The following is a 15,094-nucleotide window of genomic DNA, read 5'->3' as shown; positions in this document are numbered from 1 at the left end:
GAAGCGAGTCGAAGGGTCGCTCAACGACCGGGAGTGGAGCCCGTCCGCACCTGCTCGAAGAGGTCGACGGGGCCGACCTGGCCGCCCTTCAGCAGCAGCTCGAGACCGTCGACCGCGGCATCCTGAGCATGCGCCCGCAGCAGCACGACGTTGCCCATCGGGTTCGCCGCGATCGAGAGGGACTCGACGCCGAGCAGTCGGGTCACGCGGCTCGAGGTGTCGCCGCCGCACACGATGATCCGCCGCGTCGCGCCCGCGCGCACCGAGTGGGAGACGACGGATGCCGCAGCCTCCGCGATCCGCTCCAGCACGCCGTCGCCCGCTCCCACGTCGGCGTCGTCCGACGTGAGCACGACGCTGCGCCTCGACGAGAGTGACGCCGCGACGCGATCGGCCTGGCCGGACTCGAGTGCGAGGGGCTCGAGCATCCAGCCGGCGGCGGCCGCGGCATCCACCTGTCGTCTCGTCTGCGGTGAACGGCTGCCCGACACGGCGAGCACGGGCCCGGTCGCGCCGGACGAGGCCCGAAGAGTCACGGCGGCAGAGCCGGACGCGCGAGCGAGCCCCGCGCTGAGGCCCCCCGAGCCGAGCGCGAAGACAGGCGGCTCCTGCGCGAGGACGGCGCGGCCCACGAGGTCGACCTCTTCGTCGGTCGACGCGTCGAGCACGAGCGCCGCCTCGGGGGAGTGCGCGATGAGCTCGGCGAGCGCGTCCGACGAGGTGTACGCGACGAACGGCACCGCGCCGATCGGGAGCGACGTCTGCAGCGCGAAATGGGTCGCGAGCTCTGCCTCGCGCATCGGCGTCGTGGGGTGCCGCGACATCGTCGGCTGCCGATCGAGGCGGTAGACCGTGTCGCCTTCGCGCGCGAAGTGGTGGCCGAAGACCGTGTAGCGGCCGAAGTCGGGCTGTGCGAAGAGCATCGGCACCGCGCGGGGTCCGAACACCGCGCGCGCGGCCTCGAGAACCCGGCCGATCGATCCGATCGAGGGGGACGAGTCCGCCGTCGAGCACGCCTTGTACTGCACGACGGGCACCCCGAGCCGGCGGAATGCCCCGAAGACCGGCGCGACCTCGTCGGCGATGGCGTCGACCGCGAGCGACCGCGCGATGCCCGCGATGCCGACGACATCGACCTCCTCGGCCGCGTCCCGCAGCGCCGCGAGCGACGGCAGCTGCGTGAAGAGGCGTCCCGCGAGACCCCGCCGCGCGAACTGCAGCAGGACGTCGACGCTGCCCGTGAAGTCGTCGCCGTAGTAGGCGACCGTCGCTCTAGTCACGGACGGGTCCGAAGCGCTCGACCGCCCGTCGCAGCTCTGCCGACGACGACAGCGCAGACGCCACGGACTCGCCACGCAGGGCAGAATCCCACGCCGCGCGCATGCTCGCGACACCCGCCGCGGAGCCGTCCGGATGTCCGTGGATGCCGCCGCCCGCGAGCACGAGCAGGTCGGCCGTGCCGACCGCGGCGTAGGTCGCGTGCGCGAGCCCCGCCCACTGGCCGGACGACAGGACGGGCACCGTCGGGGTGAGGTCGAGAAGCGGCGCGCGGACCGCCGCGACCCCGTCGAGCACCTCGGCGTCGGACTCGTAGAACTTGTTCGAGATGCCGTTCGTGTGGAGGTGGTCGGCGCCGCTCAGCCGCGCGAGCTGCTGCCACGCGCGGAAGCCGATCCCGACCTGGGCGGAGCGGCTCAGTGCCCCGAACCCCGCGCGGTGCCCGTGGATCGGCACCTGCGTGCGGCGGGAGAGGTACTCGAGCCCCGCGAGGCCGACGTTCGGGATCACGACCATGACGCACGTGCCGCCCGCAGCGACGACGAGGTCGTGGTTCGCCTCGAGCCGGTCGATGTCGTCGGTGATGTTGAAGGCGTACATGGGCTTGGTGCCGGTGCGGTCGGCATGGCGCTCGAGCACAGGCATCACGGCCCGGACGCGCTCGAAGAGCGGTGCCGACGGCCCGTTGCCCTGCAGCTCGTCGTCCTTGATGAAGTCGACCCCCGCCTCGGCGAGCTCGGTGACGAGCGACGCGAGGTCGGCGGGCGAGAGCCCGATCGAGGGCTTCACGATCGTGCCGATCATCGCGCCCTCGGGGCGCCCCATGAGCCGCCGCGTGCCCTCGACCCCGAACCGCGGGCCCGCGTATCGCGACGCGAACGCCGCGGGCAGTTCGAGATCGACCAGCTTGACCGCCGCGAACTCCTTGAGCTCGAAGAGGTTGCCCGCGACGGCCGCGAGCAGGTTCGGGATCGACGGTCCGAAGTTGTCGAGCGGAAACCGCAGCGTCAGTCGCGCGCGCCGCGCGGCGCCGTCGCCGATCGTCCCGGGCAGCGGCGACGCACCCGAGGGCGGCAGCTCGTCGACGGAATCGACCTGCGCCGCGAACCGTGCGCGCAGGTCATCGGTCTCGCGCTCGACGCGCACGAAGGTGCCGGTCGACTGCTCGCCCGCGAGCACCTCGGCGGCGCGCTCGAGCGGCATCGCCGTCTCGACGATGTACGTCGCCCGCACGAACTCCGTCATCACCACACCAGCGGCAGCCACACCGACATCTCGGAGGCCCCGCGGTTGCCCCACGCGAAGTAGGGGATGAGCCGTCCTGCGACGGTCGAGAGGGGCGTGTCCTCGAGATCCGTGTAGAGCGCGTCGCCGCCCGGTGGGAGCACCGCGAACTCGCCCGCGAGCTCGACGACCCGGTGCCCCGCGACCTCGCCTTCGCGCGCCTGCAGCGAGGAGCCGCGCCGCAGCGCGATCTGCTCGAGCACGACGCCGTCGGGCAGATCCGCGCTCTCGAGCGCGTACACGACGGGCCCGCGCTGCACAGCGACCTGGCCCGTGAGCTCTTCCGCGAGCCGGTGTCCGCGCAGGACGCGCACGGGCATCGGCAGCGTCAGCACGACGACGTCGCCGACCTGCCAGTCCCGATCGATGCGCGCGTACGCGCCCGGAACCGCGGACAGCGGTGAGCCGTTCACCTCGAGCACGGGATCACTCGCCCACGCGGGGACGCGCAGGTGCAGCGGCATCCCACCCCCCGACGCCTCGGTGACCGTGAATGCGATCCGTCCGTCCCACGGGTAGTCGCTCTCTTCGCTCAGCGCGAGCACGCGCCCGTCGGCCGCGTGCCGCACGTCGCTGCCGCCGTACTGGTGCACGAACAGCCCGTCGGGCGAGACGGATGCCGCGCGCTCGTGGAACCGAGCGAGCGTGCGCGCGAGGTTGGGCGGGCAGCAGAAGCAGCTCAGGTACGGCTCGCGCAGGCGCTCGTCCGACGGGGGAGGCGGCGGGACGGGGTGCAGGCCCGTGTCGCCCGGGCGGCGCAGCGCGAAGGGCAGGGCGCGCACCTGCCGGAGCGCGTTCGTGTAGAAGTAGCCCGTGCCGTCGAGCGAGATGCCCGCGAGCAGCGTGTTGAAGGCGATGCGCTCGATGACGTCGGCGTAGCGCGCGTCGCCCGTGAGCGCCAGCATCCGCTCGCTCCACAGGATCATGCCGATGTTGGCGCACGTCTCGGTGTGGGCCGTCGTGTTCGGCAGCTGGTACGCGCGGCCGTAGGCCTGATGCACGCGGCTGATGTCGCCCTGCCACGGCGAGCCGTCGGGCGAGGCGCCGTCGTAGAGCGCGCCGCAGCCGCCCGTGACGTAGAGCTTCGTCTCGACGACGTCGTCCCACAGGTTCTCGAGCACCGCCTGCAGCTCGGCGTCGTCCGTCTCGGCGACGAGGTCGGCGAGACCCGCGTAGAGGTAGTTCGCCCGCACGGCGTGGCCTGCGACGACGGTCTGCTCGCGCACCGGGACGCGATCCTGGTTGTCGTCGCCGCCCTCGAAGTCGTCGCGCACGCGCACGAACGCCTCGGCGAGCCGCAGCCAGCGCTCGTCGCCGGTCGCGCGGTACAGCTCGATGACGGCCATGTAGTGCGAGGGGCAGATGGCGCTGCGGGCGAGTTCGAGCGGCTTGTCCGTCGCGAGGTCTTCGAGGAAGGATGCCGCTCCCCGCGCCACATCGAGCAGCGTGGTCGATCCCGTGACCTCGTGATGCCGCACGCCCATCGTGATGAGATGCCCGAGGTTGTACGTCTCGAAGTTGAAGCGGTCGGCGAGGGCGATCGCGTCGCCATGGTGCGCAGCCTCGATGATCGTCGGCGTGTGGAGGTAGCCGTCCTCGCGCTGCACGGAGGCGATGAGCGTCGCGACCTCTTCGACCGTCTCGGCGAGCCACGGCTCGGGGTCGGTCTCGAGCTGCGCGATCGCCGCCTCGAGCCACTTGTAGAAGTCGCCGTCCATGAACGGCGGCCCCTCGTGCGGCCCATCTTCGAGCCCCGCGGCGCGGCGGAAGTTCGCGAGCCCCGGACTCACACCGGCATCGCTGAGCGAGCGCCACATGTCGGGCACTGTCGCCTCACGGGTGCGCTCGTGGATGCCGCCCCAGAACCCGCGCGCCCAGCGCGCGTCGGCCGCGCCGAGCGGTGTGAGGGCGACGCTCATCGCACGTCCCCTTCGACCCAGCCCCGCAGTCGCTCGATCCCCGGCGCGATGCTCGACAGCACGGGCACGCCGACTCGGGCGGCGCTCGCCGCCGAAGCCATCGACGCCTGCGCGAGCACGACGACGTCGGCGGTCTCCGCGAGCCGCTCGATCGCGGCCGCGACGAGCCGGTCGTGCGTCGGACGATCGCCCGACGAGACCGCAGCGAAGGCGCCGTCGACGACTTCGGCCGCGATCGACGGGTCGCGCCGCGCGAGCGCCGCGCGCTCGCGCAGCAGCCCGACGGTCGGCTCGAGCGTCGTCGGCAGGGTCGCGACGACAGCGATGTGCGAACCCGCCGCGACCGCGGCATCCGCCATCGCCTCGTCGATGCGCAGCACCGGAATGCCGATCTCGGCGGCGGCGGGCGCCGCGAGGCGCGAGATCGATGAGCACGTGAGCATCACGACGTCGGCGCCGCCGGACTTCGCGGCGTGCACGAGGTCGCGCACGCGGCCCGGCACCGAGGCCGAGCGGGCGGGGTCGCCGAGGTCGGCGACGATGCGGTCGTCGAGGTAGTTGACGAACGTCGCGTCGGGCAGCGCCGCGCGCGCCTGCTCGGTGACGGGCGCGATCACGACGGCTCCCGTGTGCAGGAACGCGATGCGGGTGCTCATGCGATCTCCTCGAGCGCTGCGCGCGCGAAAGTGCGCTCATGCGTGCCGTGGCCGAGAGTCTCGGGCTCTTCGCCGTCGAGGTCGAGGATCGCCTCGGCTCCGACCGGGACGACGACGCGGACGCGCAGCTCGGATTCGTCGAGCCGCCATTCGATCGACGCCTCGCCGTAGGGGGTGAGGTGCCGCGCGCTCGCCGACGAGAGTCCGCCGCCCGGGCGCGGCGCGAAGCGGATGCGCCGGTAGCCCGGCTCGTCCGCCGCGAGGCCCGCGACGACGCGGTGCAGCCAGTCGGCGACGGCTCCGAGCGCGTAGTGGTTGAACGAGGTCATCGACCCCGGGTTGACGGTGCCGTCCGGCAGCATCGAGTCCCAGCGCTCCCAGACGGTCGTCGCGCCCATCTGCACCTGGTAGAGCCAGGACGGGCATCCCTGCTCGAGCAGCAGGTCGTACGCCGTCTCGAGCCGGCCGTGGGCGCTCAGCGCGTCGGCGAGGACGGGTGTGCCGACGAAGCCCGTCGCGATGCGGTTGCCGGCGGCGCGCACGAGTTCCGCGAGACGCCCCGCCGCGGCATCCCGCAGCCCCTCGGGAAGCAGGTCGAACCGCAGCGCGATCGCATACGCCGTCTGCGCGTCTGAGGTCATCCGGCCGTCGCCGTCGACGTACCTCGCGACGAACGCGGCTCGCACCTCCCGCGCGAGCGTCGCGTAGCGCGCGGCCGACACGTCGTCGCCCAGCGCCTCGGCCATCCGTGCGACGAGGCCGGCCGACAGTGCGAAGTAGGCGGTCGAGACGAGGTAGCGGTCGGTGCTGGCATCGGCGGGATCATGCGGCGGCGCTGCCGGGTCGAGCCAGTCGCCGAGCTGGAACCCGGTGTCCCACAGCCGCGACTCGCCCGCGATGTCGGCCTGCAGGTCGACCCACCGGCGCGCGCTCTCGAACTGGGCGCGCAGCACCCCGAGGTCGCCGAACCGCTCGTACAGCGTCCACGGGACGACCGCCGCCGCGTCCCCCCACGCAGCGCCGGGCCGCTGCGGGGTCCACATCGTGTCGGCGGGGATCACGGGCACGAACCACGGCACCGTGCCGTCGGGCAGCTGCTCGGCTTCGAGGTCGCGCAGCCAGCCGGCGAGCATACCGGAGCAGTCGTAGAGGAAGGACGCCGTCGGCGCGAAGACCTGGATGTCGCCGGTCCAGCCCAGCCGCTCGTCGCGCTGCGGGCAGTCGGTGGGGATGTCGACGAAGTTGCCGCGCATGCCCCACACGACGTTCTCGTGCAGGCGGTTCAGGAGCGGATCCGACGACTCGAACCAGCCGGTCCGGGCGAGGTCGGAGTGCAGGACCCGAGCGACGAGCGCTCCCGCGGCGACGGCCGCGTCCAGATCGCCGAACCAGCCGTCGACCTCGACGTAGCGGAAGCCGTGGAAGGTGAACCGGGGCTCCCACTCCTCGCCGGCCGCGCGGCCGGCGAACGTGTAGCGGTCGGTCGACTTCGCCTCGCGGAGGGGGCGCGCGTACAGCTCGCCGTCCTGCAGCACCTCGGCCGTGCGGAGCGTCACGGTCGTGCCGCCCGGTGCCGACCCGCGCAGTCGAACGACACCCGTGAGGTTCTGGCCGAAGTCGAGGACGCGGCTGCCCGACGGCGTCGTGAGGACGGCGACCGGGTGCACCTCCTGCGTCACGCGCACGGGGGGTCCCGTCGGCGCGACGAGCGTCGCGGGATCGCGGCGGCGCAGCTGCACGCGGCTCCAGTCGGCGGCGTCGAAGCCTGCGCGCGACCAGCCGGGCAGCTCGTCGCGCGCGTCGTAGTCCTCGCCGTCGTAGATGCCCGACGCGACGATGGGGCTGCGCGCCGCTCGCCAGGTCGTGTCGGTCGCGACGACGTCGCGCGAGCCGTCCGCGTAGGTGAGCTCGAGCTGCGCGAGGAAGGACTGGTCGTCGCCCGAAAGGTTGCGGAATCCGCCGCGCCAGCCGAGCCGGCCGCGGTACCAGCCGTCGCCGAGCCATGCGCCCACCGCGTTCGCCCCGGTTTCGAGCAGGTCGGTCACGTCGTACGTGTAGTAGCGCAGCCGCTCGCGGTACACCGTCCAGCCGGGGGAGAGGACGTCGTCGCCGACGCGCCGGCCATTGATCTCGGCCTGGTAGAGGCCGTGCGCCGTCGCGTAGAGGCGGGCGCGGACGAGGTCCGGCCGGACCTCGAACTCGCGGCGCACGAGCGACGGCCGACGCCGGTCGGAGTGGGGGTTCTCGTTCCAGATCGCTCCGACGGGCCCGGCCGACCAGTCCTCGGGACTCAGCAGCCCCGCTTCGAGGGTCGTCCAGTCGCTCGCGGCCGACCATGCGCCGTCCCGGCCGCGCACGGCGATCCGGACCTCGGCGCTCTCGCGCGACCGAAGGGGCGCCGCGGGCCATGCCACGAGCACCTGGTCGGGGCCGTCGATCTCGAAGACCTCGGTCTCGCCGCCGCGGCGGATCTCGACGCGGGAGCCGGCGGGGCTCCAGCCGGCGGGAGCGGCCGTCACCGTCCACGACAGGCGCGGACGGGGCTCACCGATCCCGAGGGCTTCGCGATGATGCTCGATGCGCGGGGCGGCGACCGTGACCGTCATTGGGCACTCCATACTCGATTTCGAAACGTTTCATTCTGAACTATAGTCGACTTGCAACGACGGAGACAATGAAGTTGTGACGTTTCAAAGCGGCATCGGAGCGCGCGGCGCGGTACGGTGGCGCGGACTCGGAGGAAGCCATGATCATCGGTGTCACGGGAAGCGGCGGGAAGCTCGGACGAGCGACGGTCGCGGCGCTGCGCGAGCGCGGCCACGACGTCGTCGGCTTCGATCTTGCGGGGCCCGCCGGCCCCGGATTCGTCCGCGTCGACTTCACCGACTACGGCCAGACGCTCGACGCCTTCCTGGGTGTGACGGCGCGGCACGAGGGCCTCGATGCGCTCGTGCATCTCGCGGCGCTCCCCGTCAACGGCCTCGTGCCCGACGCCGCGACGTTCGACAACAACCTCAGCGTCAGCTTCCACGTCCTGTTCGCGGCGCACCGCGTCGGCATCCGCACGATCGTCGCGGCCTCGAGCATCACGGCGATGGGCTTCCCCTTCGACGTCGCGCCGCCCGCGCTCCCCGTCGACGAGTCGTACACGCAGGCGAACAACACGTACGGGCTCGGCAAGGTCGTCGAAGAGGCGATGGCGGGACAGCTCGTGACGTGGCATCCGGATGCCTCGATCACGGCGCTGCGCTTCACCAACGTCGTCGACGAGACCGAGTACGCGACCTTCGATCGCGCCGGCGACCCCGACTACCGCCGCGACCTCATCGGCACGTGGATCGACGCCCGCGACGGTGCCGAGGTCGTGGCCCTCGCGCTCGAGGCCGCCCGACCGGGCTTCGAGGTGTACAACGTCGCGGCGCCCGAGTCGGGGCTGTCGATCCCGTCGCGCGCGCTCGCGGAGCGCTGGTTCCCCGGCACTCCCGTCGCCGCCGACCTGGGGGAGTTCGAGTCGCTCGTCTCGACGCGCAAGCTGCGCGAGCGCCTCGGCTTCGTCGCACGCCACGACTGGCGCTGACCGGCCCGCCCGCCGTGCGGCGGCGGTATGCGGCATCCGTCCCCGCCGTGTCGGGCGAGCGCAGCTCATTCGGATTGTTTCGGCGAGGCGATCCGAATCTCGCGCAATGGTCCGAAGTTCGTGGGGTGTGGGACGCGGCATCCGTCTGCGCTGGATCGGGCCGGTGCAGCATATTCGGATGATCTCGGCGAGGGGATCCGAATCTCGCGCAATGGTCCGAAGTTCGAGGGGCGGCGGATGCAGCACCCGCCGCCCCTCCGTCACGCTCATCCCTTGACCGCTCCGGCGGCGAGACCCTTCATGATCCGCTGGTTGAGGAACAGGTAGAGGATCAGGATGCCGAACGTCGTGATGCAGATCGCGGCGAACAGGGGCCCGTAGTTGATCGCGCCGTACTCGCCGGAGAAGTTGAGCAGACCGACCTGGATCGTGTTGAGGCTGCGCTTGCCGCCGAAGATCAGGGCGATGAGCAGGTCGTTCCAGATGAGGAAGAACTGCACGATCGCGACGGTGATGACGGCGTTGCGCATCATCGGGAAGCCGATCGCGAAGAACGCGCGCGTCATGGACGCTCCGTCGATCGTCGCGGCCTCGAAGATCTCGCGGGGGATCGCGCGGAAGTACGTCGCCATCATGAACACCGTCAGCGGCAGCCCCGCCGCGGTGTAGATGAGGATCATCGGCAGGTACGAGTTGTTGATGCCGAGCTGGAAGAACGTGTTGAACAGCGGCAGGACGATCATCTGGCCCGGGATCATGATGCCCGCGAGGAAGAGCAGCAGGACGGTGCCGCGACCCTTGAACACGAGCACCTCGAGCGCGAAGCCCGCCGCAGTGCCGAGCAGCACGATGAACACGAGCGAGGGCACCGTGACGATGAGCGAGTTCGTGATCGTCGTGGCGAGGTTGCCCGTCTCCCACGCGATGACGTAGTTCTCCCACTCCCATACGACCGGGAGGGCGTAGGAGGGGTTGTTGAGGAAGTCGCTGTTCGACTTGAACGAGTTGATGACCATCCAGAACAGCGGATAGATGAAGATGACCAGCAGCACCGCGATGGTGAGCCAGGTCGGGATGCGGCGCAGGACGTGCAGCAGCGCCCCCGCGGGGCCCGTGCGATGCGGCTCGAAGGCACGGGGAGTGTGGACCGCGGAGGTCTGAGGATCGATTGTCGAAGTCATGGTCGCGTTTCCCCTCAGACGGTGTTGTCGCGTCGCGACGAGCGGAAGATGAGCAGGGTCACGATGAGGCACATGATCGTCAGCAGCAGCGCGATCGTGGACCCGTAGCCGAAGTCGCTGAACTGGAACGCCGTGCGGTACATGTACAGCGTCAGCGGCGTCGTCGAGTTGCCGGGCCCGCCGCCGGTGAGGGCGAAGACCGAGTCGAACACCTTGATCGTGCCGTTGATGCTGAAGATGAACGACGCGAACAGGATCGGCAGCGACATCGGCAGGATGATGTGGCGGAAGAGCTTGAACGTCTTGGCGCCGTCGATGCGCGCCGACTCGATGATGTCGTCGGGGATGTCGAGCAGACCCGAGAAGATGAGCACGCCGTAGAAGCCGACGGAGCGCCAGACGTCCATGATGACGATGACGAAGAACGCCGTCGTGCCCGATCCGAGCCAGTCGACCGAGTCGAGGCCCACGTTGACGAGCAGCTCGTTGACGAGACCGTCGCTCGGGGCCGACTGGAAGAGCTTCTGGTACAGCAGAGCGATCGCGACGGTCGGCAGCACGACGGGGAAGAAGACGAAGGTGCGCACGACGACGGAGGACTTGCGGAGCACGAACTGGTACAGCAGGGCCAGGCCGTAGCCGAGTACGACCTGCAGGAGCGTCATGAGGAACGCGTACTTCATCGTGAACCAGAACGCGTCCCACACGTACGGGTCGGTGAAGAGCCGCTGGAAGTTCTTGAGGCCCGTGAACTCGAAGCCGGTCAGGACGCTCCCGGTGAAGAACGTGAGGCCGAACGACCAGATGACGGGCACGAGGATGATCAGGGTGTAGACGAGCAGTGCCGGCGTCAGCAGCAGCGTGATCGCCTTGCGGTCGCCCAGGACGGACTTCATTTGGCGGCGGCCTTTCGGATGATCGGACGGGGGAGTCGGTGACAGGATGACGCCCCGGTGCGCCTGAGGCCAGGCGCACCGGGGCGTGCGGATCAGCCTGCGTCCAGCGCGTCCTGGACGAGCTTCATGAACTCCTCCGCCGTGAGCTGGCCCGTCACGAGCAGGGCCGCGTTGGTCGAAGAGACGCTCGACGCCTTCGCGTTGAAGAGCGCCTCGAACCACAGCACGCTGTCGCTCGCTCCGGCGATCTCGTCGGCGATCGTTTGCGAGATGGCGGGCAGCTCGACTTCTTCATCGGCGATGAAGCCGGTGATCTGGCCCTGCTTGAGCGCCTCGTTGCCGTAGTTGGCGGTGATGCACTTGAGCCAGTCGCCCACGCCGTTCTCGGCCGAGTACGCCTTGGCGCTGAAGGTCGCCGGCAGGCCGACGTTCGACGGGTACTCGTCGATCGAGCCCTTGCCGCCCTCGACTGCCGGGTACTTGAAGAACCCGACGTTGTCGGCGCCGATCTGGTTGCCGTCGCCGTTGATGTTGCCCAGCAGCCAGCTGCCCATGTAGATCATGGCGGCCTTGCCCGTGAGGAACTCGTTGCTGGCGGCGTCGTAGTCGAGCGACGCGACGTTGTCGCCGAAGTAGCCCTGCGCGCCGAGGTCGGCGATCGCCTGCGCGGCTGCGACGTACTCGGGGTCGGTCAGCTTGGCGTCGCCGTCGCGCACCTTCTCGAGCGCGTCGGCGCCGAGCGTGCGGAACAGGTAGCCGCTCACGAGACGCGTGAGGGGCCAGCCCTGCTCACCGGATGCCGCGAACGGCGTGAGTCCGGCGGCCTTGGCCTCGCCCGCGACGGTCAGCAGGTCGTCCCACGTCTCGGGGACCTCCCAGCCGTTCTCCTCGAAGATCGCCTTGTTGTAGAAGATGCCCTCGATGTTGTACTGGTACGGCAAGAACGTGAACTCGCCGCCGTACAGCTTCTTGATCGTCGACACGGCGCCTTCGGCGACCTTGTCGCGCACGCCGAGCTCGGTGAGGGCCTTGTCGAAGTCGACGAGGTAGCCGTTGTCGGCGAGCTTCGCGCCTTCGGCGGGGTTGCCGCCGGCGGAGAACATGGGGGGCAGGCCATCCTGCGTCGCGAGCAGCTGGATCTGCGCGTCGAGCTCTGCCTGGGGGATGGAGCTGACCTCGAGCGGCAGTGCCTCGTTCTCGTCGGTGCACTCTCCGTCGGCGAGCGCCTGGAGGATCGGCTCGGTCGTGGTGTTCTCGGCGTTCTTGAGGAACTCGAAGCTGCTGGGCTCGTCGCCGCCGCCGGATCCGCCGCCCGCACACCCCGCGAGCACGAGCGCGCCGACACCCAGCAGGACCGCAGTGCCGATGATCGGCTTCCGCAGACGCCGTCGTTCTGCTGTGGACACAATTCCTCCTTGAAAAGTGGGTCGTCTCCTTTGAGACGTTTCAAGATGGATGCTAGGTCGCCATGCGAACCGTGTCAAGCATCTTTTGAAACGTCACAACAGGGTAACGATCTGGAACGGCGCCGCGCTTGGGGAGCAAGCTGTTTGAAACGTTCCGAAACCGACTGGCGCCGGCGGAGCGGTCCTGTACAGTGCTGTTCAACCGCGATCAAAGGAGCCGGCGATGGCCAAGACCGGGATCCGCGGAGTCGCGGAGCTCGCGGGTGTCGCGGTCGGCACCGTGTCGAACTACCTCAATCACCCCGATCGCGTGTCGGATGACAAGGCCCGGCGCATCCAGTCCGCGATCGACGAGATCGGATTCGTCCCGAGCAACGCGGGCCGCCAGCTCCGGCTCGGCGTCTCGAGCGTCATCGGCTACGTCGCCCCCGACGTGAGCAACCCCTACTTCGCCGAGATCGCCGAGAGCGTGGAGCGGCGCGCCGACGAGCGCGGCGTCACGGTCTTCCTCGCCAACTCGCACCGCAGCCGCGAGCGCGAGGACGCCTACCTCGCCGTCTTCGAGCAGCACCAGGTGCAGGGGCTGCTCGTCTCGTCGCACCTGCCCATCGAGGACCGCCTCGCGCACATCCGCCGGCGCGGCACGCCGTCCGTCCTCGTGGGCCAGCGCGCCATCTCGGACGAGCAGCCGTCCGTCTCGCTCGACGACTTCTCGGGCGGGGAGCAGGTGGGCGCGCATCTCGTCGAGATCGGATGCCGCCGCATCTGCTTCGTCGGAGGCCCCATCGGCATCCCGCAGGTCGCCGACCGGCTCGCGGGTGCGAGCGAGCACATCCGCGCCGCGAGCGCGACGCTCGAGATCATCGACGAACCCGACCGCACCGTGCGCGGGGGACACGCCGTCGGCCGGATGCTCCTCGAGCGAGCACCGGAGCAGCGCCCCGACGGCATCTTCGCCGCCAACGACCTGCTCGCGCTCGGCATCCTGCAGGCGCTCGTGCTGGGCGGCGTCGCGGTGCCCCGCGACCTCGCGATCGTGGGCTTCGACGACAACGAGTTCGCCGAAGGGTCCCTCATCCCCCTCACTACCGTGCGCGGACGCCACGAGGGCTTCGGCGTCGCGGTCGTCGACCTGCTCTTCGACGCGATCGAGGGGCGCCGCGTGGCCGAGCCGCACCGGATCTTCCGGCCCGACCTCGTCGTCCGCGCCAGCACACAGGGCTTCGCGCGAACCTGACCCGCGCGAACTTCGGACCATTCCACGAGGTTCGGATCCTGCCGGCGAGTTCGTCCGAATGAGCTGCATTCGTCCGATCTGGCGAGGACGGATGCCGCGCCCCGCGCCGCCCGCAGGCGCGACCCGCGCGAACCTCGGACCATTCCACGAGGTTCGGATCCTGCCGGCGAGTTCGTCCGAATGAGCTGCATTCGTCCGATCTGGCGAGGACGGATGCCGCGCCCCGCGCCGCCCGCAGGCGCGACCCGCGCGAACCTCGGACCATTCCACGAGGTTCGGATCCTGCCGGCGAGTTCGTCCGAATGAGCTGCATTCGTCCGATCTGGCGAGGACGGATTCCGCGCCCCGCGCCGCCCGCAGGCGCGAGCCGCGGCATCCGTCGCCTAGAACTCGGCCGCCGTCCGGCGTCCGTCGAGGTGGGCGATCATGTTGAGCACGAGGAAGTTCCAGTTCTGGAAGCCGTGCGTGATGATCGGCTCGCCGCTGTCCGGGTGGTAGTACTCGTGCAGCGATCCGTTGGTCTCGAGGTCCTGGCCGAAGAGGCGGATGGTCTTCTCGGCGAGCTCGGCCGCGTCATCCGCGAATCCGTACTTGAGCAGACCCCGGAACACGAGGTAGTTGCTGATTCCCCAGATCGGCCCGAGCCAGTTCGACGGGTTGTTCGAGGCGCGCAGGTCGTACGCCTTCTCGAGCCGCGACAGGGTGCGCACGCCGTAGTTCGCCTGGAACGTGCGCGTGTCGCGGTAGCGCGCGACCATGCGCTCGGCCTGCTCCTGCGACGCGAATCCGGCCCACAGCGGAAGGAAGCTCGACCAGTTGTCGACGCGCAGCAGCAGCGAGTCCCATCGGCGTGGGGCTCCGCGGTGCAGCCAGTCCTCGGGGTCGATGGGGCGCAGGCCGAGGTCGACGCTGTAGAACGTGCCGTCTCGCTCGTCCCACGCGTGGCGCGTGAGGGCGTCGGCGAGGTCCTGCGCCGTGCCGCGGGCCGCGTTCGCGGCGGGCGCGTCCCCCGAGCGCTCGAGCAGGTAGCCGTAGGCGAGCAGCTCGCGGTACAGGAGGCTGTTGAGGTAGATCGAGGCCGTGCTGCGGTCGGGCCGGTAGTACACGGACGGGTCGTTGTCGACGCCGACCGCGAAGTCGGTCTGCCAGTAGGCGAGCCCCGTTTCGGGGTGCATGTGGCTCTCGAGGTAGCGGTCGACGAACCGGCCGATCGTCTCGAGCTGCGGTGCGACCCAGTCGACGTCGCCGCGGCGCTGCGCGAGCATCGCGGCGTGCTGCGCGAGGACAGGCTTGTGCATGTTCTGCGCGAAGCCGCCCGCGCGGCTCGCGTCGCCGTGCGTGAGCGACCCCGTCGGGCTCAGCTGGATCGGCATGACGCCGTCCTCGTCGGTGTGATCGAGGAAGTTCAGGATGCTGCCGCGCTCGTACTCGAAGAAGCGGCCCTGCTGGCCGGTGTCGGCCTCGACCTGGCTGAGCGCGATGCTGATCGTCCACGAGTCCCAGTCCCACAGGGCGCTGGAGTAGTAGGGCGAGCCGGGGCTGCTCGGCACCGTGTACGGGTGCGCGAGGATCCCCTCGGGCTCGCGGGTCATCTGTTCGGCGCTCTCGAGGATGTACTCCTCGAGCAGGCGGGACCAGCGTTCGTGCATCTTCACTCCTG

Annotated in this window: 11 protein-coding genes; 2 read left to right on the top strand and 9 right to left on the bottom strand. The window is 70.3% G+C overall.

The window, feature by feature from the left end; translation table 11 throughout:
- Positions 1 to 20: 20 nt before the first annotated feature.
- From MJ607_RS05005 to MJ607_RS04985, 5 genes are read right to left on the bottom strand one after another with little or no spacing between them, the layout of a single operon-like run.
- Positions 21 to 1,280 carry a four-carbon acid sugar kinase family protein gene (locus MJ607_RS05005; RefSeq protein WP_243074422.1) on the bottom strand — a complete coding sequence of 420 codons (1,260 nt, stop codon included), beginning with the start codon at positions 1,278 to 1,280 and terminating at the stop codon, positions 21 to 23.
- A complete protein-coding gene (locus MJ607_RS05000) occupies positions 1,273 to 2,523 on the bottom strand; it encodes a RuBisCO large subunit C-terminal-like domain-containing protein (protein WP_243074421.1) in 1,251 nt (416 codons plus the stop codon). The genes MJ607_RS05005 and MJ607_RS05000 overlap by 8 nt, the downstream gene beginning before the upstream one ends.
- Positions 2,523 to 4,481: a glycoside hydrolase family 127 protein gene (locus MJ607_RS04995; RefSeq protein WP_243074420.1), complete on the bottom strand. Its 1,959-nt coding sequence runs from the start codon at positions 4,479 to 4,481 to the stop codon at positions 2,523 to 2,525. The genes MJ607_RS05000 and MJ607_RS04995 overlap by 1 nt, the downstream gene beginning before the upstream one ends.
- Positions 4,478 to 5,137, bottom strand: a complete 660-nt coding sequence (locus MJ607_RS04990; RefSeq protein ID WP_243074419.1) for an aspartate/glutamate racemase family protein — start codon at positions 5,135 to 5,137, stop codon at positions 4,478 to 4,480. Before MJ607_RS04990 ends, MJ607_RS04995 begins: the two co-directional genes overlap by 4 nt.
- Positions 5,134 to 7,743: an alpha-L-rhamnosidase gene (locus MJ607_RS04985; RefSeq protein ID WP_243074418.1), complete on the bottom strand. Its 2,610-nt coding sequence runs from the start codon at positions 7,741 to 7,743 to the stop codon at positions 5,134 to 5,136. The genes MJ607_RS04990 and MJ607_RS04985 overlap by 4 nt, the downstream gene beginning before the upstream one ends.
- A gap of 140 nt (positions 7,744 to 7,883) precedes the next feature.
- On the opposite strand from MJ607_RS04985, the gene MJ607_RS04980 reads away from it, so the two are divergent.
- Positions 7,884 to 8,714: an NAD(P)-dependent oxidoreductase gene (locus MJ607_RS04980; RefSeq protein ID WP_243074417.1), complete on the top strand. Its 831-nt coding sequence runs from the start codon at positions 7,884 to 7,886 to the stop codon at positions 8,712 to 8,714.
- Positions 8,715 to 8,980: 266 nt separating this feature from the next.
- Here the strand turns inward: MJ607_RS04980 and MJ607_RS04975 are convergent, their stop codons facing one another.
- The 3 genes from MJ607_RS04975 to MJ607_RS04965 all read right to left on the bottom strand — a co-directional run bounded on the left by MJ607_RS04975 (position 8,981) and on the right by MJ607_RS04965 (position 12,197).
- The gene (locus MJ607_RS04975; protein ID WP_243074416.1) at positions 8,981 to 9,895 is read right to left on the bottom strand and encodes a carbohydrate ABC transporter permease; all 915 of its coding nucleotides are present in this window, start codon (positions 9,893 to 9,895) and stop codon (positions 8,981 to 8,983) included.
- Between the two features lie 14 nt (positions 9,896 to 9,909).
- A complete protein-coding gene (locus MJ607_RS04970) occupies positions 9,910 to 10,791 on the bottom strand; it encodes a carbohydrate ABC transporter permease (protein WP_243074415.1) in 882 nt (293 codons plus the stop codon).
- A gap of 92 nt (positions 10,792 to 10,883) precedes the next feature.
- Positions 10,884 to 12,197 (bottom strand): ABC transporter substrate-binding protein, encoded by a 1,314-nt coding sequence (locus MJ607_RS04965; RefSeq protein WP_243074414.1) that lies wholly within the window; start codon positions 12,195 to 12,197, stop codon positions 10,884 to 10,886.
- A gap of 223 nt (positions 12,198 to 12,420) precedes the next feature.
- Between MJ607_RS04965 and MJ607_RS04960 the strand changes: the two genes are divergently transcribed.
- Positions 12,421 to 13,434, top strand: a complete 1,014-nt coding sequence (locus MJ607_RS04960) for a LacI family DNA-binding transcriptional regulator (protein ID WP_243074413.1) — start codon at positions 12,421 to 12,423, stop codon at positions 13,432 to 13,434.
- A gap of 383 nt (positions 13,435 to 13,817) precedes the next feature.
- Here MJ607_RS04960 and MJ607_RS04955 read toward each other — a convergent pair whose 3' ends face one another.
- Positions 13,818 to 15,083, bottom strand: coding sequence for a trehalase family glycosidase (locus MJ607_RS04955; RefSeq protein WP_243074412.1), 1,266 nt, complete (start codon positions 15,081 to 15,083; stop codon positions 13,818 to 13,820).
- Positions 15,084 to 15,094: the final 11 nt, after the last annotated feature.

Origin of the sequence: Microbacterium sp. SS28, assembly GCF_022761035.1 — a bacterium.
Classification (GTDB): domain Bacteria; phylum Actinomycetota; class Actinomycetes; order Actinomycetales; family Microbacteriaceae; genus Microbacterium.
Note: the sequence above shows the minus strand (reverse complement) of the source record. Positions and strands in the feature narration are given on the sequence as shown.